Below are 22,749 nucleotides of genomic sequence, written 5' to 3' on the forward strand. Positions count from 1 at the left end.
TCAATTTTAGGTGTTGTTATCTATAAGCTTTTATTTTTACCGAGCAGTTTACGTAATTAGCATAAGAGGAATATCCTTTAGAGTTTTGTGAGTAATCCGTTGTTAAATATTTTGGAACAGGGATGACAAAAGGTGTTTTTTCTTGTGGGAGTTGATGATAATAATCGCCGGAGTTGTTAGAGTCTGACGAATCTACCGCAGTGATGATATGTTTTGATTTACCGTTTTTTGTTATTGATTTGATTCCGTTAACGAAAAGTACTAATTCATAAACAATGCTTTTTATTTCTTTAACATGATTTGAAGCGTCTTTTGATGTGTCTGCTAGCACTTCTGCGCTGGAGGCAGTATTCTGAATTATTTCATTTAACTGATTAAAGGCTGTAGTCATATAGGAAATATTGCGACTGACTTCCTCCACTGCTCGCACAACATTACTAATGCTACTACCTATATTCTTTGCATTACCGGCAACTGTTTTGAAATTATCATATAATTCTTTAACAGTATCTACTGTCTTTGATAGATTTGCAATATTAGCTTCAAGTTTCCTTTGGGTAATAGATGCAGCCTCCGTGGTCTTGATCGCCAAATTTCTTACTTCATTAGCTACCACCGCAAACCCCGCTCCTGATTCTCCTGCTCTTGCTGCTTCTATGGTAGCGTTAATGGCAAGAAGATTGGTCTGAAAAGCTATTTCATCTATGACCTTAACAATTTTTACCATTTCATCTTCATCGGATCCAACTCTGATCATTAGTTGTGTTACTTCTTCCAGAGATTTCAGGGAGTTTTCTATTTCCTGGATACTGGATAAGACCTCTTTGCCGACTTCTTTGCTCAAGTTCTCTATATTCTTAGAATTAGATGCAATATCTTGTAATGATGCAGTCAATTCTTCCATACTTGATGCCTGTTCACTGGCACTATCTGCCATGGATTGAGCGGTTTGATAAACTTGTTCCGAAGCAATAGCAATGTCCTTCGCACCTGTTTCAAGCCGTCTAGAAACTGAATCGATCATTTTGTTAATTCTCCTGTAGAATAATAGTGAAACAAATAGAGAGATAAGCGTTACAACGAAAATTAATATGGTGGTATTGCGAGTAACCTTTTTCGACATTGCCTCAATTTTAGCTGGAACCATAAGAAATTCATCTTCGTAGGCTCCTGCAATAATTATCCAATCCCAGGGAGCAAAGTATGTAATGAGGCTTACTTTTTTCCGTGGAGCTGATTCCCCTGGATTTTGCCAAAAATAGCTATATTCTCCAGTTTCCCCTTCTTTCAAAGAATGAGCAATTTTGACTATATCTTGAATTACCAGATTTCCTTTGTGGTCTTTGACGTTCCATATGTTCTCTCCGTCTCGCTTGCCGTCCTTAGAAATTATATAATTACCCTTTGAGTCAATCACTGCCACATAACCTGTTTTTCCTATTTTTATATTCATAATAAAACTACGCAGTTTTTTTACATTTTCTTCCGGAATTCCAAAATATAAAGCTCCTATGACTTTTCCGCTTTCATCGAATATTGGATCGTAAGCTGTAGTATACCAGCTGTTAACTACCCAGGCTCCTCCGACATACCTTTTTCCAGCAAGTATAGTAGAAACCACCTTGTTTGGAGTGCCATCAGGCATTTTTGCAGGAATGTGAGTGCCTACAGCTCTTTCTCTTTTCGATGTCATTACGTTAGTTGCTACTCTCAGCATGTCACCCTGGTCGTTCATCCGTTGAAATATAGTACAGGTTCCACCTATCATTTCTCTGACTTCATCTACTAAGGGGGTTGGAGTCCCTGGATCAACGTTGTAAGGTATTGGACTGCCTCCAAGTAACACTTTGGGTAGTGTAACCGTCTGAATATGACCGGTAAATTGATTTTTAGTTTGCCATGTAACGTATTCATTTGAAGAAGATGATAAAATTCCTTTATTTTTCATTATTAACTTGGCGACATTTAAACCTGCTTCGACTTGTTTCTGAAGAACCTCCTGTTGAACAGAGATTGCATTGTAAACACCCTGGATAATGTGGTCTAAGTCAGATTTGGTGATAGCTACACTTTCTTCTTTTGCTAGTTTTGTAATGTGTTTAATTTCCGAATTAGCATACCAGCCAATTATTACCAAAGGGATTGATGTTAATAATATACTGACAATCATCAATTTAGTTTTTAGTGATAGGGTTTTCATAAACCTATCTCCTTTGCATTATTTGTGTAACTGGTTAAGGCCATTTTAGTGGCTCTAAATAATAAGTTGGCTGAACATTTTCAGTTAAAATAAGTTCTATGATTTTGCACTTAGTGTTTTTACTTCTTATATGACTTTTTGATATGTTTGGCTTTGAGTTGTTATTTATTTATATTCACCTCCCATTTTAGTAAAGATTTTCATAAAATTGAACGGATGATTATTTTGATCTAGTTGCGGGTCTGTCTTCTATCCATTACTATTGAAGATTGACCTGTTAGAGTCGATTCCAGTTTTGCAAATTTTTTGACTTCTGTAGCGATAGAAGCAAGTTGACCAAAGGACTTTATATTGTGCTTTTTCGTAGAAACAATCCCTATAGAAATAGAAAGGAGCTTGAACATTTCCTCTTCATTCTTTCTATTTTTTGCTGTGTAGTATCCATTCTTAAGTTCTTCTGGATTGTGAAATTCACAAATTTTTTCTTTGAAAGCTGAAATTATACGTTCGCATGTAGAAATAGAGATATCACAAGGAGTTATTACTATAAAGTCGTCGCCCCCTATATGTCCTGCGAAGATAGAGGTGGGTTCACAGTTGTTTGCTACATTGCTAATTATAGATCCCAGGGTCTTGATAACCATGTCACCTTTTTCAAAACCGTAGTGATCATTGTAGGGTTTAAAATTATTTATGTCTATGTAGCAGACATCGAAATCTATATTTTGAGCAAGTCTCTTGTTTATTTCTCGTTGAATGAACTCATTTCCAGGAAGACCCGTTAAAGGATTTGCATTTTTGGCGAGTATAATGCTTTTTTCCGTGATAGCCTTCAGAAGCACGTTTACTGGCACCATACCGTAATATCTGCCAGCTTCGGTGACGCATATGTCGTCGTATATTAAGTCAAAATGGCGATTCTGAAGTCTTTGAGAAACTTCCTCTATTGAAACGTTTGCCTCAACTATGAGTGAAGGCTCCTCCATAAGGCTTTTTATTAGTTTTCTTGAATTAAGATGTATTCCATAACCTAATCTGCCAAAGACTTGATTTTCCAGAAACCTATTTCTGTGAAGTATACCCACAATTCTTTCATCTTCAACTACTGGTATACTTCTCAGGATGTAGTTGGTCATAAACCTGTTGACAGCCTCTGTTATAGGAGCCTCAGGGGATATTGGCTCGATTTTACTGGCAATATCACCCACAAAATAAACTTCTTCATAATGACAGTTGTTATGAATTTCAGACCAAAGTAGCGCCTTAAATGGAGTAAATCTGGGAAGTGGTTCTGGTCTGCCCAGGTAGTAGCCCTGGAAAAAGTCTATACCCATGTCCTTTAAAACTCTGAGTTCAGTTTCATCTTCTATACCTTCAGCCACCACCCTTATGCCAATTTTATGACAAACAGTAAGAACAGATTCAATTAAATTGTATTTTATTTTTGATTTGTCCACTTTAGAAACAAAATAACGATCTATTTTCAAAAAGTCGGGTTCTACCATGGAGAGCATTTTAAGCCCTCCATAGCCAACTCCAAAGTCATCTATTGCTATCTTGTAACCTCTTTTTTTGTAGTATAATATTGCATCTAAGAATAAACCATAATTTCTTATAGTAGCTTCTTCGGTTATTTCAAATACAATTTTTTCTTTCGATATATCAAATTCTTCGGCGAGTTTATCTGTTATTCCAGGGCTATGTGAGGGATCTGCAAGAGTTTCAGGACATACGTTAATAAATAAATAAGATCCATTAGATTTTATGCTTAGAGAAGACGCCAGTTTTATAGCTTCTTCTCTACACTTCAAGTCCAGGAATGAAATAGTTCCGGTTAATATGGCTTGTTTAAACAGCCTCTCAATACTGACTTTGATAGTATCCTGCCCCTTTATTCTTGCTAAAGCTTCATGCCCAAAAACTGTACCGTCCTTTGATGAAAATATTGGTTGGAAATGGACTGTAAGCAAATTATTATCAATAACTTCTAATATAGTTTCTCTATTCGTTTCTCTCAAATCAAAAGTTAATTTTTCTCTACTTATACTCATTTTTCTTACCTTATTGTTATGATATCCAAGCTGAGCCGTTTATCTCAAGGTATCTTCTAGAAGGTAATTTTTTCAAAAATATGAAGAACATGTGTATTTTTTCAGACAAATCAACAATAAGGTCTTGTTATAGACGATCTTAATCTTATCAAGGGCACTCACACACAATCTTTTATCTTGTTCAAATATCGTGGTTCGTCATGGGGGGTGTCCTGTAGAGGTAACCTCCGGTGCGGAACTCTCGAAAGCCTCTCTCGTTTGGGTATTTTAAAATTTCCCCTGATGAAGATATGGACATTTGATGATATTTGGAAATTTTTCCTCATCTGAGGTTACTCTGGTGGGCTGTTCCTGTATTTACAGTGACCTGATAATGTTCAGAATTTTATCAGAGACTTTTCTAATACCCTCTTTTGTTTATGAGGGGATTCTGAAAAACTCCGTAATAGAATTGCAGGGGCGACACGTGCACCGCCCCTGCAGTTATGCGGTGAATCATGATTGAGGTCGTTTTTAGCTACCTGGGTCTGGGAAGCTCTTCCAGGCTGAGTTTCGTCCCTGCCTTTTCTATATTTCGCCACCCCATAGGAGAAGTTTTAGAACACTCTCTTTCGTTTATTGACATGACGGGATCGTTAATTTAACATCTCTATGGAGTTATCTCCGCTGTAAGTTTCTGGTGTTTTTTCTGTGAGTTATGTCAGGCTCATAATGGAGCCACCCAGACTCACGGTTGGTCTGGGTGGCTTTGGTTTTTTATGGGGGTGAGATGTTATGAAGAAACTTCTCATGATAGACAACTATGATTCTTTCACATTTAATCTTTTTCAGTTATTTGCTTCGCTTGGAGTGTCGGTTGAAGTCTTCCGGCATGATGAAATTACAATTGATGAAATTATCAAAAAGCGTCCAGACTGGATTTGTATCTCCCCTGGACCTAAGGCTCCTTCTCAAGCGGGTATAAGTAAGGATGTAATCCGTAATTTTTTTACTCAAATTCCCATTCTTGGTGTATGTCTTGGGATGCAGGCTATAAACGAGGTTTTTGATGGTTATACCGTTCATGCTCCTGTGCCCGTTCATGGTAAAAAGGATCTCATTTATCACAGTGGATTTGGAATCTTCAAAGGACTACCATCACCTTTCTGGGCAGCTCGCTATCATTCGCTTTGTGTAAAACCTGTGACCGAAGAACTTGTTATAACTGCATGGAGTAGTGATGGAGTTATTATGGGCTTGCAGCATAAACATTATCCCTTATATGGGGTTCAGTTTCACCCGGAATCATTTATGACTGAGTATGGAAAAGAACTGGTTCTTAATTTTCTTGCAGAGGGGTAGGGTATGAGTGCTCAATGGCGCCTCCGATTTATAAAATTGCTTGAGCAGAATGTTTCCGATGAGCGATTCATAGAATACTCAAGATCTGTGGCTCGATTTTTTCCTGCGCTTGTTCTCCTGAGCGGAAGCGATCACGACTCGGCAATGCATTCTTTAGCTATGTGGAATCCCTATGCCATTTTTACGGCTAAAGGCTTTGTTTGTCGTTTCCAGGATTTCAACAATTATAGGGTCTGGTATGGTAAGCCACTTGAGGAACTTGATCGAATAATGGAGGCTTTTTTGCCTTGTTACCCTCTGGAAATTCCCCCCTTTGTCGGAGGCGCTGTTGGATATATTGCCTACGAGGCAAAGAATACAATTGAAAAGCTTCCTCAGCAGGCTCAGGACGATCTCTTACTTCCAGATCTGTTTTTCTTCTTTCCTCAGGAATTGCTGATTCATCATCGTCAGACTAAGGAACTCTTTTACGTTGTTGTAAGCCCTGCCGAAGACTTTGAACCTTTGACATTGATAAAGCCCACCTCAGTTAATGCCTCGGGTGGTGTTAAGAAAGTTACCAATTGGCGCAGTAATTTTTCGAGGGAAGGCTACATTAGAGCGGTCAACAGGATAATTGACTACATAAGAGATGGACACGTGTATCAGGTAAATCTATCTCAAAGATATGCCTTTGAACTTGAGGGAGACCTTTTCGAACTCTGGATAAAACTTTTCCACATAAATCCTGCGCCTTTTTACGCTTTCCTAAACGGTGGAGGCTATTATATCCTTTCAACATCCATGGAACGATTCCTTTTCCTCAAAGATGGGGTTATAGAGACTCGCCCTATTAAGGGAACTCGCCCTAGAGGTAAAACACCGGAAGAAGATTCATTACTTGTGCGCGAGCTTTTGACTCATCCAAAGGACGATGCTGAACTTTCAATGATAGTTGATCTTTTAAGGAATGATCTTGGTAAAATCTGCTGTCCCGGATCCGTCCATGTCGCGGAACATAAACGTATAGAAAGCTACCAGAATGTCCACCATCTTATCTCAATAGTTAAGGGGAGCCTTAAAGATGATGTTTCTTATGGAAAAATCTTTGATGCGACTTTTCCCGGGGGATCCATAACCGGGTGTCCAAAGATTCGAGCCATGGAAATTATTGATGAGCTGGAACCTAACTGTCGCCATGTCTATACCGGATCCATAGGTTACCTTGGTTTCCACGGTAATATGGATGTGAATATCGCTATTAGAACAATGATTGCCATTAAAAGATTTCCGCTCGATGGAGAGTCCTATCATGGTTTTCTTTCGGTAGGAGGTGGAGTTGTCTATGATTCCGACCCGGAACTCGAGTATGAGGAAACTCTCCATAAAGGTAAAACCTTTTTCGGAGTGCTGAGGAACATTTGCTCTTAAAGGAATCGACTCGATATATAGGCACAAAATTAAAAGATTTTGGCGCCTTAATTCTTTTTCTTTTGTTGTACGAAAAGGTTATGCGCTGGTTGGGAATAGAAAGAAAAGGTGGATTTTAGATCATGATAGAAACAGTGTGGTGGAACGGCTCTTTATGTCCTGTTGACTCGGTTAAAATAAGCCCTCTCGATAGGGGGTTTCTATATGGGGATGGGCTCTTTGAGACCATAAGACTCCAGAATGGAAAGCCTCTGTGGCTTTCGGAACATCTGGAGCGTCTCAGGAGAGGGCTTTTATTTCTCAATATGGGAAGCGTTGTTGAGTTTTTCACCATAAGTCGCACAAGTGAAATTATTGATGAACTCTATCGATCAAATCCTCATCTCGGAAAAATAGCTCGTTTGAAGATAATAGTAACAAGAGGAACTGTATCATCTCTGGGACTTCCTGAGCCGGCTTTCAAGGGCGATTTTACTGAACAGAGTTCCGAAAAGAGTGTCCCAACAGTTCTATTTATGGTTACGCCTTATGTCCCGCCGTCGGATGAGGATTATAACAAAGGGTGGACTGCTGTCATTCTTAAGGAGCCTTATGCCCCGCCTATGGGGACTCATAAGACTTTGAATTATCTATTTTTCCTCTGGGCGAAGGAGCAGGCAAAGCGAGAGGGCTTTCATGAAGCCATTATTGAAGACATAGACGGACATATCGCTGAAGCTTCCACAGCAAGTCTTGCGGTGTTATTGAATGGCGTTTGGGTTTTTCCTCAAAGCCGTTGGAAGCTTGCAGGTGTTACAGAACGCCTTGTTTTGCGATTGCTAAAAGATAATGACGAGAGCGTAGAATCAAGGGCTCTTTTTAAGGAAGAACTTTTTCAGGCAGATGCAGTATGGCTTCTTAACTCAATGATAGGTATTATGCCAGTTCGCCAGATAGATAATCGTGTCGTGCCTGAAACTATGGCTGAATACGCATCAGAGCTTCGGCAAAGGTTGTTTACCAGATCATAAGACAGATAAACGAAATTAAGCCTTATCATTGTAAATTGTTAAAGCTTGATGATTTTGCCTTCTCTTTGTTATTGTAACTTCCCTGGTAAAACCATACGCATAAAGAAGCGGGCTAAATGCGAGAAAGGCTTGCCATGAGACAGATTATCCTTGGAACAGCAGGACACATTGATCACGGCAAAACATCCCTTATCCGCGCTCTGACCGGTATAGATACAGATCGTCTCAAAGAAGAAAAAGAGCGTGGGATAACTATAGAATTGGGATTTGCCCATTTTACTTTGCCTAATGGCATCCGTTTAGGCATTGTTGATGTTCCCGGCCATGAACGTTTTGTGCATCACATGGTTGCGGGAGCAACAGGAATGGACATTGTTGCTCTCGTTGTTGCCGCTGACGAAGGTGTCATGCCCCAGACTCGAGAACATCTCGACATTTGCAAAATCCTGCGCATTCCCCGTGGTTTGATCGTTCTTACTAAGATCGACCTTGTTGAGGATTCAGACTGGCTTGAATTGGTTGAAGAGGATATTCGTGAGGTAGTGCGCGGCACTTTTCTGGAGAATGCTCCTATTGTGAGAGTATCATCCGCAACTGGCGAAGGAATGGAGCAATTGATCGCCGTTCTCTCTGAAATCGCTCAAACAGTGCCTGATAGAGATAAAAATGGTCCTTTCAGGCTTCCCATAGATAGAGTTTTCACCATAAAAGGTTTTGGAACCATTGTCACAGGAACCAGTGCTTCAGGGATAGTGAAACTTGCTGATCCTCTGGTGGTGTATCCTTCCGGACATGCTACTCGAGCAAGGAGCCTTCAGGTGCATGGAGAATCAGTTGAAGAAGCTGGACCAGGGCAGAGAGTAGCAATAAACCTTCAAGGACTTGAAAAAAACGAAGTGCAAAGGGGTGAAGTTGTAGCCACCCCGGAATCTCTTATTCCGTCAAAAACACTGGATGTGTATGTTGAACTCTTACCGGACGAAAAGCACCCTGTAAAACACGGATCCGTTCTTCGCTTTCATACCGGAACGGCTGAACACCTTGGTCGGATGTTCCTATTAGAAGGTATGGAGGCTATGCCGGGGGATCACTTCTTTGCCCAAATACATTTAGAACACCCTGTGCCGGTGATTCGAGGTGATCGTTTCGTCTTGAGGTCTTACTCACCAGTTATGACCATTGGCGGTGGAGTGATTGTGGATCCGCTTCCAAAACGATACCGAAGGCGCATGAGGCTGGAAGCTGCAGCGATGTTGCAAAATCTATTTGTGGCTGATGAGGAAGAAATTGTTCGGATGCAAATATCTAAAAGCGGAGAAAAGGGTATTTCTTTCAAAGAATTGCAGGTTAAAACCGGTATTTATGGAAAGCAGCTTGAAAATATCGTATCCACCCTTGAAGAACGCAGGGAAGTTTTTAATTTCGATAAGGATTTGAAGTGTTACGTTTGTAAGGAGTCCTGTGAAGAACTCGAGAAGGCAATACTTGAGAGGTTAGCGGCTTATCATCGCGATAATCCTCTGAAACATGGAATGTCGAAAGATCTTTTATATTATCAAGTCGCAAAGAATTACCCTCAGAAGGTCTTTGTTCTGGTGCTTGATCAGCTTGTTAGTAGAAAAGCTATTGTTATTCGACAGGAACTTGTTGCTCTAGCGACTCATTCTGTAAAGCTCGGTGATAAAGAACGCAAGGCAAGCGATGCTATTGATCGGATTTATCTTGAGGCTGGTTACCAGCCTCCTGCTTTTAAAGATGTGGTTCCTCAACTTGGTGTGGCGGAAAATGTAGCCGAAACGGTTTTTGCCTGGATGGTGGACGAAGGTATTCTTGTTCGAGTAAAAGAAGACCTTGTGTTTCACTCAAAGGTTCTTGAGAAGCTAAAAAACCGAGTTGTGGAATTTCTGAAATCTCATGGTGAGATCTCACCCACCCAGTTTAAGGAATTGATCGGGGCAAGCAGAAAGTACGCAATTCCTTTGCTTGAATATTGTGACCGTGAAAAGATAACGCTTCGAGTTGGTGATGTAAGGCGTCTTAGGGAATAGCAAAGAGGAGAAAGAAAGATGATCAAACATGTTATTGTTATCAAGTTTAAGTCTGATGTGTCTGAAGATGAAAAAAGACGGTTTGAAGAAATGCTTGGCAAGCTTCCTTCCATCATTCCCGAAATAAAAGGGTTCTTATTCGGGCGAGATGTAGTGAGATCTGAACGGTCTTACGATTTTGCACTCGTCTCGGATTTTCAAGATTTAGAAGCACTTGAGCGGTATCGAGTCCATCCTGATCACATAAAGGTTCTTCAGCAGGTTCGAGCCATTGCGGAGCAAATCATAGCGGTAGATTTTGAGTTTTAGTGCCGCTGTTCTTATGACGTAGATTGGACGGGACATTTTCTTCTTTACAACAATTGCAAAATAAGGCTATATTAAAAAGGCTTTCAGCCGGTAGGCCAGTAGCTCGAACGGCTAGAGCACCGGACTCCAAATCCGGGGGTTGGGGGTTCGAATCCCTCCTGGCCTGCCAGATTGGAAGTCGTGGCGGTGAGTGTAGCTCAACACGGTCAGAGCACTGGGTTGTGGCCCCAGGGGTTGGCGGTTCAAGTCCGCTCACTCACCCCATAATTACCAAGAAGAATTGCCTATAGGAGCGACCCATAAATCGCTCCTATTTTTATTTTGCCATGTGTGTATTGCTATGAAAGACGTCCTTAATTATAGCCCTTGCTTGACCGGCCGTTGATAGATGTTTATAGACCTTGATGAATATAAAATATCGGAAGCGATTATTATTTTTCTCAGTTTATCAAAACAGGAGGGGAATAAATCATGGAAAATAAGCGTCGTAACGGCTGGAGCCCATATCTGGCTGGGGCTCTTGTTGGCATTCTTGCCATTGTATCGGCTATAGCAACTACTCACCTTCTTGGGAAAACAACCTATCTTGGATCATCAACAACCTTCGTAAGAGCTGCGGGGTTAGTTGAAAAATCTATTTCGCCGGAGCACGTTGCAACTAATGAGTATTTCAAAAAAGAAAAAGTAAAAGTTGATTGGCAATTTATGTTGATTGTTGGCATTTTTTTAGGAGCGTTTTTTGCGTCTTTTGCAGATGGGAGCTTTAAAGTCGAGCTTGTTCCCCCAACATGGGCTGAACGTTTTGGTCCTTCGGTTTTAAAAAGAGCCATTGCTGCTTTTATCGGGGGAATAATTGCAATGATTGGAGCCAGGATGGCTGATGGTTGTCCAAGTGGTCACGGCCTTAGCGGGATGATGCAGCTTTCTGCAAGCGCTTTCGTAGCACTTACGATGTTTTTCCTTTTTGGTGTCATAGTTGCTAACATTATCTACAGGAGGAAATAGCCATGGAAAAGGAACTCTGGCTCGGGTTGGCTACGGGTGTTATTTTTGGATTTTTGCTTCAAAAAGGAAGAGTGTTACGATTTGACAAGCAGATAGCCGCGATGCTTTTTAAGGACATGACTATACTTAAATTCATGCTTTCAGCTATTATGGTGGGATCGGTAGGTATCACTTTGCTATCTCAGCAGGGTATTATAACCTTGAATCATAAGCCAATGAACCTGGGAGCTGTCCTGATCGGTGGAAGTCTCTTCGGAATCGGTTGGGGTATAATGGGGTTTTGCCCCGGTACATCCATAGGTGCTATTGCTGAAGGCCGGTTACACGCTATATTTGCAGTTATAGGCATGATAGTGGGGGCGGCCATTTATGCCGAGCTTTTTCCTGTCTTTAAAACCACGATCCTGGCGTGGAAAGATTTTGGTAAAATAGGACTACCCGAGGTGCTGAACGTTTCTCCCTGGGTTGTAGTTATTGCAATCTGGGTTATTTCCCTGGGACTTTTTGCATGGTTTGAGAAAAAGGGCATATGAATTTGCAAGTAATAGATTCTCACATTCACTGCGGCATCCAGGATAAATTTCCTCCGCAGGATATAGAATCCTATAGGGCGGCTTGTAAGGGAACACCTATAGGGGGCGTGGTGGCTTTTCCACCAGTTAGCGAGGTTTACGATAGATACGATCCTTTATTTGTTGATTCGCCTGAATGGCAGGTAGTAAGACGTCGAGCTCATGATTACCTTCTGGCTCTTGCTTCATCTATGAAAGATTTTATTGTTTATCCCTTTCTTTTTGTATGGAACGACTTTGCCTGGAAAGAACTTGATCGAGGATTTAAGGGTATTAAATGGCACCGCCACGCCGACGAACCGAGATACAATTATGATGATCCCGAATGTAAAATAATGATTGATGAAATTTGCAAACGTTCAATGCCTGTGGTGCTGGAAGAAGAATTTACCGAAACAGTGGCTTTTGTTCGGGAACGTGCCGCAGGAGTGAAGGTTATTATTCCTCATCTTGGGCTGCTTAATGGAGGTTACGGCAGGATAAAAAGCGAAGGATTATGGGATCTCCCTAATGTTTACGCCGATACAGCTCTTGCCGATAGATTCACCATTGAAGATTACGTAAGAAATTACGGCGTAGAGAGACTTCTTTTTGGATCGGATTTTCCTTTCGGGAATCCAAAAAGGGAACTTCGTAAGATAATGGACCTTCCCATTTCTGAATTAGAAAAGGATAAGATAGTGCGTGAGAATGTCTTGAATTTGTTAAGGCAAGTTCGAGAATAAAGACTTTACTGAGCAACTTGGTTGGTGGGAAAGGGAAGGGGCGAATAGTTTCGCCCCTTCCAGTTTCTATCGCGAGAGAGTTCTAAAAAACTCCGTAATAAATTGTAGGGGCGACGCATGCGTCGCCCTTACCGTTATGTGGTGAATTATATATTGAGGTAATTTTTTAGCTACCTGAATCTGGGAATGTCTTCCAAGCTAAGTTTCGTCCCTGCCTTTCCTGTGTTTCGCCACTCCATAAGGGAAGTTTTTATAACATCTTCGTTTCTATCGCGCCATATTGGCTATAAGTTCTTTAGCTTTTTCTAAGGCATCGGGGAGTTTTTCAGGTTGAGTTCCCCCGGCCTGTGCCATATCAGCTCGTCCTCCACCGCGCCCTCCAACAATTTCAGCAAGTTCCTTTATCATGTTTCCAGCGTGGCATGTTTTAGTAAAGTCTTGTGAAACCCCCACCAGAAGCAGTGCCTTTCCTTCATGACGGCTTCCCAATACAAGCACGCTTCTTTCTAGATATTTTTCTTTAAATCTATCGTATATTTCGCGTAGTCTTTTGGGATCTTCAACATCCACTTCGGCAATGATAGCTGTAATGTTTCCGATCTGCTGAGGCTGCTCTAGAATATCTTGAGATTTAGTTGCAATAAGGCTTTGCTTTAGACGTTCTATTTCCTTTTCAAGTAGCTTTTGATGTTCCATGAGCTTTTCGATACGACTGGGTACATCATCTAACCTGCTTTTTACAAGATTTGCGGTTTCTTTAAGAAGTTTTCTCCAGTTTCTAGCAGTTTCGATGGCCCTTCTACCTGCGACTGCTTCTATTCTCCGAACCCCCGCAGCAACGCTTGTTTCTTCTAGAATAAAGAACATGCCTATGTCAGATGTCCTGCCTGTATGTGTGCCGCCGCAGAGTTCTTTGCTTAGTTCGGCAATTTCCACAAGTCTTACACGATCACCATACTTTTCCTCAAAAAGTGCAATAGCTCCTGACGAAAGTGCCTCATCGAATGCCATTTCTCTAACGCTGACAGGTCTATCTCTTTGGATTTCTTCATTTACGAGATCTTCAATTAATTGAAGTTCTTCTTCCGTGAGAGCCTTAAAATGGGTAAAGTCGAACCGGAATCGTTCCGGCGCAACCAAAGATCCAGCCTGGCGGACGTGATCTCCCAACACTTTTCTTAGCACGGCATGTAGAATGTGAGTTGCAGTATGGTGTCGAGCCGTATCACGGCGCAAATCTTCATAAACGATAAGATCAACTTCATCTCCAACTTTTATCTGACCTTCTCGAATTTGAGCAATGTGAACAATTAAATCACCCGGTAGCTTTTTCGTGTCGTTTACGTCAACGATGCCTTTTGGTCCTCCAATAGTTCCTCTGTCTCCAACCTGTCCGCCCGATTCTCCATAAAAGGGGGTTTCCCGAGTTACAATTTCAACCTGTTCGCCGGCTGAAGCTTCTTCAATCATTTGTCCATTGCAGACGATAGCCATAATGCGGCTTCGGGCTTTAGTGGTTGTGTAACCAAGGAAGATCGTTGATCCATGTTCGGTAACAAATTCTCTGTAAGCCTCAGCGGGTAACTGTTCTCCGCTCCCCTTCCACGATTTTCTGGATTGCTCTCGCTGAATAGTCATAAGTTCTTCGTAACGTGCAAGGTTTACAGAGAAGTTCAGTTGTTTTGCCATGTCGGTTACTATATCGGTTGGGAATCCGTAAGTATCGTATAGTTTGAAAACAAGTTCCCCGGGGATTTCTTTTTGTCCGGCATCCTGTAGGCGTTCAATTTCTTGGTGAAGGAGTTTTAGTCCAAAGTCTAGAGTCTCACTGAATCTTTTTTCTTCGTGGGAGATAACTTCCTGAATGTAAGAAAGATTTTCCACAACTTCGGGATACGCATCAGCCATAGTTTCTGCTACAGCCGGGGCGACATCGTAAAGGAACGGTCTGTCAAGTCCCAGGAATCGTCCATGCCTTAGAGCTCGGCGGATGACTCTACGTAAAACATAACCCCGACCTTCGTTAGATGGAAGGACTCCATCGTTTATCAGAAAAGTGGCAGCTCGAGCATGATCAGCGATAACCTTTATAGAAACATCGTGGCGCTTATCGGTTCCATAGGCATGTCCGCTTATTTCTTCAATCCTGGCCATGATAGGGGCAAAAAGGTCGGTATCGTAGTTAGACGGCATACCTTGCACCACGGCGGCTATTCGCTCAAGTCCCATACCGGTATCTATGCTGGGTTTGGGTAAAGGTTCTAGGGAGCCGTCTGATTTTCGATTAAATTGCATGAAAACAAGGTTCCACAATTCAAGATAGCGGTCGCAATCACAGCCGGGCTTGCAATCCGGATTGCCACAACCGTAGGCTTCACCCTGATCTATGATGATTTCTGAGCAGGGACCGCACGGTCCAGTATCACCCATCATCCAGAAGTTATCTTTTGTAGGAAAGGCGAGGATCCTGTTTTCGGGAAGATAACGAGCCCACAGTTTACGAGCTTCTTCATCGGGACCTATACCCATAATCTGATCGCCTTCGTGCACTGTGGCATATAGTTTGTCTTTTGGAAGTCCAAGATTTTCTGTGAGGAAATGCCAGGCAAATTCTATAGCTTCTTTTTTGAAGTAGTCTCCAAAAGAGAAGTTCCCAAGCATCTCAAAAAAAGTATGGTGGCGAGCTGTATAACCAACATTTTCAAGGTCGTTGTGTTTCCCACCCGCTCTCATACATTTTTGGCTGGATGTTGCTCTGGTGTAAGAGCGTTTCTCTTCGCCCAAAAAACATCTTTTGAACTGCACCATGCCGGCATTTGTAAAAAGAAGAGTTGGGTCATCTTTTGGGATAAGTGAGGAACTCTTTACAACCGTGTGTCCTCTCTCCCTGAAAAAATCCAAAAATTCTGCTCGAATTTTCCTCGCCTTTTTTCTTTCCATGCCCATCCCTCTGACGTGGTTTTACTCCTCTTCAACGGCTTCCAGACTGTTTGAACTCGTGCTACCTATGATTGTAAAAGCTGACGGAAGCGATCGTATGGATCGAACCTTGCCTTCAATTTCTTCAAGAATGTCTTTACGCTCTTTTAAGAACTTTCGAGCATTTTCACGACCCTGGCCGAGTCTGGTTTCACCATAGGAATACCATGCGCCTGATTTATTAACTATGCCGAGACTGGTTGCAAGGTCAAGTATGTCAGCTTCTTTTGATATGCCTTCCTGAAAGAGAATATCAAATTCTGTTTCTCTAAATGGAGGTGCAAGTTTGTTTTTAGCTACCTTAACTCGGACTCTGTTTCCAATAATATCATTTCCTTCCTTTACGGATCCTACACGTCTGATATCAAGCCGAATTGATGCGTAGAATTTTAGAGCGTTTCCTCCAGTGGTGGTTTCAGAAGGACCATAGGTTACCCCGATTTTTTGCCGTATTTGATTTATGAAGACCACACAGGTTTTTGAACGGTTAATTGATGCCACTAGTTTTCTTAGAGCTTGACTCATGAGTCGTGCTTGAAGCCCAACATGGCTCTCGCCCATATCGCCTTCTATTTCTGCTTGCGGAACAAGAGCTGCCACCGAATCTATTACGATGACATCTATGGCATTGCTTCTGACAAGTATCTCTGCTATCTCAAGAGCCTGTTCTCCATAGTCGGGCTGGCTGATGAGGAGATCCTCAACATTTACTCCAAGCCGTTTAGCATAATTAACGTCAAGCGCATGCTCGGCGTCAACAAAAGCTGCGACCCCACCCTGTTTTTGGGCTTCCGCTATGATGTGAAGAGCAAGGGTAGTTTTTCCTGAAGATTCTGGTCCATAGATTTCTACAATGCGTCCTCGAGGAACTCCACCAGTTCCCAGAGCAAGATCCAGAGAAAGCGCTCCGGTTGGTATTACAGAAATGCTCGCGTCATGGGCTTTTTCACCAAGGCGCATGATTGTGCCCTTGCCGTATTGTTTTTCTATCTGCGACAAGGCTGCGTCAATGACTTTCTGCCGATCGTCTGACATGTTTTATTAATGCCTCCCAGGATTCAGGTTAGTCTGCACAAATAGCCCGCCTTACTCTACCATCTATTTGTTTCTATGACAAGGATGGGGGAATCTGTTCAAATATTTTTGTCATGCGAGCTTGGGAGATCGAAACTAGCGGATGAAAGTTTTTGGTAAATTGCTCTGGAAGGAGTGAGCGTGCTCTTAAAAAGGACAATTTCATCAACGACAAATGGGGATGATTTGAAAGTTGTAAACTTAGCTAGTGTCTGGCTAAGTTTTTCACTTCGAGAAATGTTTTTGGCCCTTCCTATCGTGAGATGTGGGGTAAATTCCCGATTTTCTCTGGCAAATCCAAGGTGTTCAAGTCTTTCTTCAATTTCTGCATAAAGAGCCTTGAGAGGATCTAAATCGCCTACCAGCCCTACCCATATAACCCTTATAGATTTCCAGGAAGGGAAAACTCCACAACCCTGAGGCGTAAGTTCGAAAGGTTTATGTTGCTTTGAAATATCGGCGATAACCGCTTCAATTTCCGATATGCGATTTAACTCCACGTCGCCAAGAAACTTCAGAGTAAGGTGAATACCTTCCGGGTTTACCCATCGAATTTCTTTGGTGGCAGAAGGTATTAGAGAATTTTGGAGAGTTTTTAGATCTTTCTTGACGCTTTCCGGAAGGTCAATGGCTATAAAAGTTCGTATCATGTTTGAATTTCTTCCCATAGTAGCACCAATGCTGCTTCAACCGATTGGCGGCGAATTTCTTCGCGGTTTCCGTCAAATTTAAAGTGTTTAACCTTAACGCCTTCTGGAATTGCACAGGCGATATAAACAGTGCCCACAGGTTTATGGGGGGTGCCCCCTGTGGGGCCAGCTATTCCTGTTATGCTAATGCTTACATTGGCTCGTGAATGCTTTAGAGCTCCCTCAGCCATTTCTCGAGCCACTACATCGCTTACAGCTCCGAAAGTCTCAATGGCTTGAGCTGATACGCCAAGAAGCTCAATTTTGGCTTCATTACTGTAAGTTATAAAACCTCGGTCAAAATAATCAGATGCTCCAGAAATGGATGTAATAAATCCTCCAAGCAACCCTCCTGTGCACGACTCGGCTATACAAAGCTTCCATCCCCTGGCTTTTAGCAAATTTCCAATTTTTCCTACTAGTGTGGAAAGTGTCTCCATATGACTTTTTTCAATTATCAAACAGTTGCACCGCCAGTTGTGGCTATTTCAAAAATCCCGCGGGAACTTTTAGCAAGAATGCCTTTTTGCAAGAATTCTCTTATAATCATATCGGCTTTCTGTGTGATGGTTGTTTCTTTATACAGATCCTTAAATCGCTCCTTAAGAAAATCCATTAGTTCTTTTCTTTCTGATTTTCCTTTTTCTTCAAAAAATTTCTGAATGGCGACTTTCATTTCGCTAGTTCCATCTGCAACACGAGCCCTCTGTCTTTTGGCTCTTTTCTGGGGCATCTGTTGCTTAAGTTCTAGCGGCTTTAATTCAGATCCCTTTTTAATTGTGGTCTCTTTTGTAAGTGTATTTATACTAACACTTACGCTATCAACTCCAAGTTTAGTAGCTTTTTGTAAAATTTCCCCTGCAAAAGAGTTTATCGATTCTAGGTCTCTTGAACTGATAGTAATTTTAAACTCGTATAAAAGCTTAGTTACCATTTCTTGAGTATCCATAGTGTCTTGCCCTCCTTATGATGTTTGGTTTTTATCATAACCATTTATCAACAAGTTTAATATAGAATTGTTTTTTAAGATTTTCCATAGAAAAATTTGTTGACACAGATACTTGGTTTAATTAATAGGCTGACGGTAAAAATTTTACAATCAGGAGGGGGTATATTATGGAAGAAAAAGAAAAAACAGGGTGCACTTTCATTTGTGCGAGAGATACCTATGACGGTGCAATTCCTCCTCTTATTCTTTCAATTAATGCTCGTCGTCTTGGTATGGACGCTACCGTCTTTTTTACTTTCATGGGTATTAATGTAATCAAAAAAAATGGTGCTAAAAAATGTAAATTTATTCCCCCTGGTTTTATGGGAGCCATTCCAGGCATGGCAGCTATAGCTACCAAGATGATGAAGAAAAAAATGGATGCAGCAGGCATACCATCTCTTGAAGAGTTAATTGAAATGGCTCAGATGGAAGGTGTTAAGTTTGTTGCTTGTAAGATGACGGTTGATATGATGGAGTTAAAAGAAAGTGATTTTATTGATGGAGTAAGTATTCAAACTGCCGAAGAATATTTAAAACACGCAAGTAAGTGTCAAATTAACATGTTTATTTAATGATTCACTAAGGGACAGGGACATGAGCGAGTCTGATGCTCGCCCATGTCCTGTCTCAAACTGATGATTTCTTTGATAAATTACTGATGTCATCAGAATCTTCTTGATCGCAATCAGAGCAAAGATCCTTTTTTATAGGGCACAATTTCATATATGCTATTTTTTTCTCCATTTCCTCCTGAGTTCTAAAAACCCATAGAGATGGTTTAGTATAACAATACACTGCATAATCGCAATCACGACATTTCTCGTGATTGACCTGCCCTATCTTGAGCCGTTCCATTTTCATGAACCTTTTTCGCTTGCGTTGTGTTTGACAAATAATCTTCCCATTCACAGGGTAACCAATATTTCTTTTTGTTGTTACAGCTTTTGCAGGCTGGCACAATATTGGACTTGGTTGAACGTCCTCCCCTAACTAATGGGACAATGTGATCCATCGTCAATTCATTTGGTGGGACAGCGGCACCGCAGTAGTAGCAATGTCCTTTAGATATCTTGCGCTGCCACCATCTTGTCTTTCTTAAAGCTCTAGCCTTTTCTTTTTCCTTTTTTATAAACTCGGGTGTAACACTTACAAGAAAGTAATATTCACTCATTTCGACTCACCTAACATACCAGCTTTTAACTCTGCTGAGGCGGGTTTATCTCCAAACCATATGCCCCATAGAGCTTGCATAAATTCTTTTCCTAGTAATACTCCCTTGGATTTCCCTTTTATTATAATCTCGGTTCCTTTCGCGGGATCATAACTTATTAAAATCTGCTCTCCCTTTTTTATTGGTTCATTAAAGAATCCAATAAATTGTTCGATTTGCTTTTTAAGTTCACCTTGTGCCTGAGGTGCCGTAATGGCAAAACCTTCTTTCCAACCTTCTTGCCACTTGTCGGCGGGGATTTCCTTATAAACCACATGAATCAAAACGGCCTTAGGTTCGTCGGATGATATAACTTCCTTAGCGTTTTTACTGGGGGTTTTGATGTATAAGCCTGCGTAGTATCCTTCGATCATCATCTTTTTTCTTATGCCGACTCCGTTAAGCAGGCATGTCTCATTTCCTATTTTTATGGAGTCAGGAAAATTTACACCTTTAAATTCTTTAGCTACTGCCAGTGAAAAGGCGAAAAGTAGTGTTCCGATGATAATCGTAAGAACAATTTGAACGTCAATTACTCTTTTCATAGGTTTTGCCCTCCTTGACTTTTTATTTTTGTGACTCAAAAGGTGGTAATACTACATAGAAAGTGTGATCTCCTCTCTTGACAAGCAACACAAGACTTTCTGTCTTTTTAGCACTATCGATAGCCTGTTTAAAATCACGCACATTTTGAATCTTACGTCGATTTATTTCTTTGATGAGATCCCCAGGTCTTAGCTTAGATTCTTCGGCCGGACTTCCTTCTTCAATTCCTGTAACTACAACGCCTGTTTCTAATTCATTCCATCCAAATTGTCTGGCAATTTCTGGAGTAATATTTTGCACAGAAATTCCCCATCCTTTTACCTTGTCTCCCAGGGGGGATTCCTTTTCAGAAAGTTTGACTTCACCCTCGGGCATCGTTCCAATTGTGACTTCGACAGTTTTAATCTGTTTATCCCTTACCAACTGTATCTTCACCTTTGTGCCAGGTGGAGTGTTGGCCACCATTCTCGAAAAGGCGTGGTAGTCCTCAACTTCGTTACCATTGTAGTTTGTTATTATGTCACCTCTTTGAATACCAGCCTTATCTGCTGGTCCGTTGGAAATTACGTCAGCAACGAGAGCTCCTTTAGGGGTTTCAAGGCCAAAGGATTTGGCGATTTCGGGTGTAACATCCTGGATCATAACGCCTATCCAGCCTCGGATAACCTTTCCCTTTTTAAGTTGCGGGAGAAGGTCTTTGGCCATATTAATCGGGATAGCAAAGCCAATTCCTTGACCTCTAGCAACAATGGCAGTGTTTATGCCTATAACTTCTCCTTTCATGTTGAAAAGAGGTCCGCCGCTATTTCCAGGATTGATAGCAGCATCGGTTTGGATGAAATCATCATAGGGGCCTGCTCCAATTATACGTCCTTTCGCACTGATGATACCCGCAGTTACCGTATGCCCCAACCCAAAGGGGTTTCCAACCGCGATAACCCAATCCCCTACTCGAATAGTATTTGAATCGCCTAAAACAGCCGGTTCTGGAAAATCCTTGTCGGGTTTTACTTGCAAAAGGGCAATATCTGTTTTTGGATCTTTACCCACAACCTTTGCTTCATACTCTTTGCCGTTTTCTAGCTTTATTTTTATTTCCTGAGCTTTTTCAACAACGTGATTGTTGGTTAAAATATAACCTTCAGAACTTATTACAAAACCTGAGCCTAGAGAGTGGGTTTTGAAAGTTTGTTTTGGCATATCCCCAAAAAATCGTTTGAAAAAATCATCACCAAAGAAATCTCTAAACGGTGAGTCGGGACCAAAAAAAGGCTGAAGAGGATGGTCTTTAATTACCTGGGTAGTGGATATGTTAACAACTGACTTTCTAACTTTTTCTACTAGGTCAGCAAAAGAAGCTGGAGCCTGTGAGCCGCCGGCAAAGGGCCAGGAACAATTGCCTTTAAGCGGTAGGATCCATGTCAGAATCCCTATACACATTCCTACCAAAACTTTTTTTATCATTTACCAACCTCCTTCAAAGGTTTGTGCCCGAATTAGTAATTTAATAGCTTTAGGCACCCACTTCCCATTCCCGCGAGCCTCGCGGTAGAGCAGGCTTAAGAGCCTGCCAGGCTACGTTTTAGGTTTAGAGAGCATAAAAGGCAAGATATTTTTCAACTGCTAACACCCTACAGCCTTAGTCTGCCACCCCATTTTTTATTCTAGCTTTGAAAGTGTCCAAAAAAGCAGTGGGGTATAACTCTCACATGAGTATTATATTGTTATGCTCAAGGCACTTCCACGCCCATACATGTCTTACCCTTTTCAGAGTTTCTAAATGTTTGCAAAACTCAAACTCTATATTAAATCTGTTATTGTTTGGGGTGTTGCTATTTGAAACCACCAATTCTGGAAAAAACTTTACTTTTAAAATCATGCTTTGGTTAAAGCATGAGCTCTTCTCAGGGGGTCCGGAATTCTGTATTTTCCAAGGCACATCTCAACAAGTGCTATGCTGGATGGGATGTCTATGAGATGTCCAGGTGATATATAAATTGGCTTTACACCGGTTTTGGATCTGTAAACGACCCCTAGGGTTTGCCCTTCGTGCAAAAGATCGACCCATGATCCTTTGGCGGTTGGTAATAAAGCGTGAGTTCCACATAGTTTGTTTTTCGCACATCCAACAGAAGGTTTTTTAAGGATAACGCCGAGATGGCTTGCCAGTCCAATTCTTCTAGGGTGAGCGATTCCTTGCCCATCACATAATATTACATCGGGTGAAACGGTAAGTTTTTTAAATGCCTGTAAAAGGGGTGGAATTTCTCTGAAGGAAAGAAAACCTGGCACGTAAGGAAAGCGAATAGACTTGGCATCACCTACATGAACAGTTTCTTCAACTAGATTCAGTTTAGGCGATCTGTCAGGGTGTATGGTTAATTCATATACGGCTATCGCCGCAGTAAAAGAGTCTTTGCGAATGCCCAAATCTGTTGCTGCGATTAAAAGTGAGGAAGGCGATTTTGCGCTTGGGTATGTCAGCTTTTCAAAAGGACATATGATAACCTTTTTAGCAAGTTTTTGCTGAAGTTTCAGAGCGAGCGCCAGGCGCATTTTGAAAATCCGCTTACATAAGGGCAGTTTGTC

At 41.4% G+C, this 22,749-nt stretch carries 20 protein-coding genes and 2 tRNA genes; 11 read left to right on the forward strand and 11 right to left on the reverse strand.

Annotation, left to right across the window (positions count from 1 at the left end):
* Nucleotides 1-16 precede the first annotated feature (16 nt).
* Together WHS38_00975 and WHS38_00980 are read right to left on the reverse strand one after the other, a co-directional pair.
* A complete protein-coding gene (locus WHS38_00975; GenBank protein MEJ5299544.1) occupies nucleotides 17-2,200 on the reverse strand; it encodes a Cache 3/Cache 2 fusion domain-containing protein in 2,184 nt (727 codons plus the stop codon).
* A 230-nt stretch (nucleotides 2,201-2,430) separates the two neighbouring features.
* Nucleotides 2,431-4,251 carry a bifunctional diguanylate cyclase/phosphodiesterase gene (locus WHS38_00980; GenBank protein MEJ5299545.1) on the reverse strand — a complete coding sequence of 607 codons (1,821 nt, stop codon included), beginning with the start codon at nucleotides 4,249-4,251 and terminating at the stop codon, nucleotides 2,431-2,433.
* 774 nt (nucleotides 4,252-5,025) lie between these two features.
* Here WHS38_00980 and WHS38_00985 point away from each other — a divergent pair.
* The 10 genes from WHS38_00985 to WHS38_01030 all read left to right on the forward strand — a co-directional run bounded on the left by WHS38_00985 (nucleotide 5,026) and on the right by WHS38_01030 (nucleotide 12,671).
* Nucleotides 5,026-5,592, forward strand: a complete 567-nt coding sequence (locus WHS38_00985) for an aminodeoxychorismate/anthranilate synthase component II (protein ID MEJ5299546.1) — start codon at nucleotides 5,026-5,028, stop codon at nucleotides 5,590-5,592.
* Between the two features lie 3 nt (nucleotides 5,593-5,595).
* Nucleotides 5,596-7,002 (forward strand): aminodeoxychorismate synthase component I, encoded by a 1,407-nt coding sequence (gene pabB, locus WHS38_00990; protein MEJ5299547.1) that lies wholly within the window; start codon nucleotides 5,596-5,598, stop codon nucleotides 7,000-7,002.
* Nucleotides 7,003-7,124: 122 nt separating this feature from the next.
* Nucleotides 7,125-8,012, forward strand: a complete 888-nt coding sequence (locus WHS38_00995) for an aminotransferase class IV (GenBank protein ID MEJ5299548.1) — start codon at nucleotides 7,125-7,127, stop codon at nucleotides 8,010-8,012.
* A 116-nt stretch (nucleotides 8,013-8,128) separates the two neighbouring features.
* Nucleotides 8,129-10,060 (forward strand): selenocysteine-specific translation elongation factor, encoded by a 1,932-nt coding sequence (selB, locus tag WHS38_01000; protein MEJ5299549.1) that lies wholly within the window; start codon nucleotides 8,129-8,131, stop codon nucleotides 10,058-10,060.
* Nucleotides 10,061-10,078: 18 nt separating this feature from the next.
* A complete protein-coding gene (locus WHS38_01005; protein MEJ5299550.1) occupies nucleotides 10,079-10,369 on the forward strand; it encodes a Dabb family protein in 291 nt (96 codons plus the stop codon).
* Between the two features lie 92 nt (nucleotides 10,370-10,461).
* Nucleotides 10,462-10,538: transfer RNA gene (locus WHS38_01010), tRNA-Trp, on the forward strand.
* Between the two features lie 17 nt (nucleotides 10,539-10,555).
* A tRNA-His gene (locus tag WHS38_01015) sits at nucleotides 10,556-10,633 on the forward strand.
* 207 nt (nucleotides 10,634-10,840) lie between these two features.
* A complete protein-coding gene (locus WHS38_01020) occupies nucleotides 10,841-11,374 on the forward strand; it encodes a YeeE/YedE thiosulfate transporter family protein (protein ID MEJ5299551.1) in 534 nt (177 codons plus the stop codon).
* A 2-nt stretch (nucleotides 11,375-11,376) separates the two neighbouring features.
* Nucleotides 11,377-11,907: a DUF6691 family protein gene (locus WHS38_01025; GenBank protein MEJ5299552.1), complete on the forward strand. Its 531-nt coding sequence runs from the start codon at nucleotides 11,377-11,379 to the stop codon at nucleotides 11,905-11,907.
* Nucleotides 11,904-12,671 (forward strand): amidohydrolase family protein, encoded by a 768-nt coding sequence (locus WHS38_01030; protein MEJ5299553.1) that lies wholly within the window; start codon nucleotides 11,904-11,906, stop codon nucleotides 12,669-12,671. Before WHS38_01025 ends, WHS38_01030 begins: the two co-directional genes overlap by 4 nt.
* Before the next feature lie 267 nt (nucleotides 12,672-12,938).
* Here WHS38_01030 and alaS read toward each other — a convergent pair whose 3' ends face one another.
* From alaS to WHS38_01055, 5 genes are all read right to left on the reverse strand, one after another.
* Complete coding sequence (gene alaS, locus WHS38_01035; GenBank protein ID MEJ5299554.1) at nucleotides 12,939-15,611, reverse strand: alanine--tRNA ligase; 2,673 nt, start codon at nucleotides 15,609-15,611, stop codon at nucleotides 12,939-12,941.
* A 21-nt stretch (nucleotides 15,612-15,632) separates the two neighbouring features.
* Nucleotides 15,633-16,685, reverse strand: coding sequence for a recombinase RecA (gene recA / locus WHS38_01040; protein ID MEJ5299555.1), 1,053 nt, complete (start codon nucleotides 16,683-16,685; stop codon nucleotides 15,633-15,635).
* Between the two features lie 98 nt (nucleotides 16,686-16,783).
* The gene (thpR, locus tag WHS38_01045; protein MEJ5299556.1) at nucleotides 16,784-17,374 is read right to left on the reverse strand and encodes an RNA 2',3'-cyclic phosphodiesterase; all 591 of its coding nucleotides are present in this window, start codon (nucleotides 17,372-17,374) and stop codon (nucleotides 16,784-16,786) included.
* Entirely contained in the window at nucleotides 17,371-17,874 is a 504-nt protein-coding gene (locus WHS38_01050; protein MEJ5299557.1) for a CinA family protein, read from the reverse strand. The genes thpR and WHS38_01050 overlap by 4 nt, the downstream gene beginning before the upstream one ends.
* On the reverse strand, nucleotides 17,871-18,362 hold the full coding sequence (locus WHS38_01055) for a hypothetical protein (GenBank protein ID MEJ5299558.1): 492 nt from the start codon (nucleotides 18,360-18,362) through the stop codon (nucleotides 17,871-17,873). The genes WHS38_01050 and WHS38_01055 overlap by 4 nt, the downstream gene beginning before the upstream one ends.
* 167 nt (nucleotides 18,363-18,529) lie before the next feature.
* On the opposite strand from WHS38_01055, the gene WHS38_01060 reads away from it, so the two are divergent.
* Nucleotides 18,530-18,976 (forward strand): DsrE/DsrF/DrsH-like family protein, encoded by a 447-nt coding sequence (locus tag WHS38_01060; protein ID MEJ5299559.1) that lies wholly within the window; start codon nucleotides 18,530-18,532, stop codon nucleotides 18,974-18,976.
* Between the two features lie 236 nt (nucleotides 18,977-19,212).
* Here the strand turns inward: WHS38_01060 and WHS38_01065 are convergent, their stop codons facing one another.
* From WHS38_01065 to WHS38_01080, 4 genes are all read right to left on the reverse strand, one after another.
* The gene (locus WHS38_01065; protein ID MEJ5299560.1) at nucleotides 19,213-19,575 is read right to left on the reverse strand and encodes an HNH endonuclease; all 363 of its coding nucleotides are present in this window, start codon (nucleotides 19,573-19,575) and stop codon (nucleotides 19,213-19,215) included.
* The gene (locus WHS38_01070) at nucleotides 19,572-20,159 is read right to left on the reverse strand and encodes a chalcone isomerase family protein (protein ID MEJ5299561.1); all 588 of its coding nucleotides are present in this window, start codon (nucleotides 20,157-20,159) and stop codon (nucleotides 19,572-19,574) included. The genes WHS38_01065 and WHS38_01070 overlap by 4 nt, the downstream gene beginning before the upstream one ends.
* 22 nt (nucleotides 20,160-20,181) lie before the next feature.
* The gene (locus WHS38_01075) at nucleotides 20,182-21,624 is read right to left on the reverse strand and encodes a DegQ family serine endoprotease (GenBank protein MEJ5299562.1); all 1,443 of its coding nucleotides are present in this window, start codon (nucleotides 21,622-21,624) and stop codon (nucleotides 20,182-20,184) included.
* A 411-nt stretch (nucleotides 21,625-22,035) separates the two neighbouring features.
* Complete coding sequence (locus WHS38_01080) at nucleotides 22,036-22,716, reverse strand: endonuclease V (GenBank protein ID MEJ5299563.1); 681 nt, start codon at nucleotides 22,714-22,716, stop codon at nucleotides 22,036-22,038.
* Between the last annotated feature and the right edge of the window lie 33 nt (nucleotides 22,717-22,749).

The organism is Thermodesulforhabdaceae bacterium (assembly GCA_037482015.1).
Taxonomy (GTDB): Bacteria; Desulfobacterota; Syntrophobacteria; order Syntrophobacterales; family Thermodesulforhabdaceae; genus JAOACS01.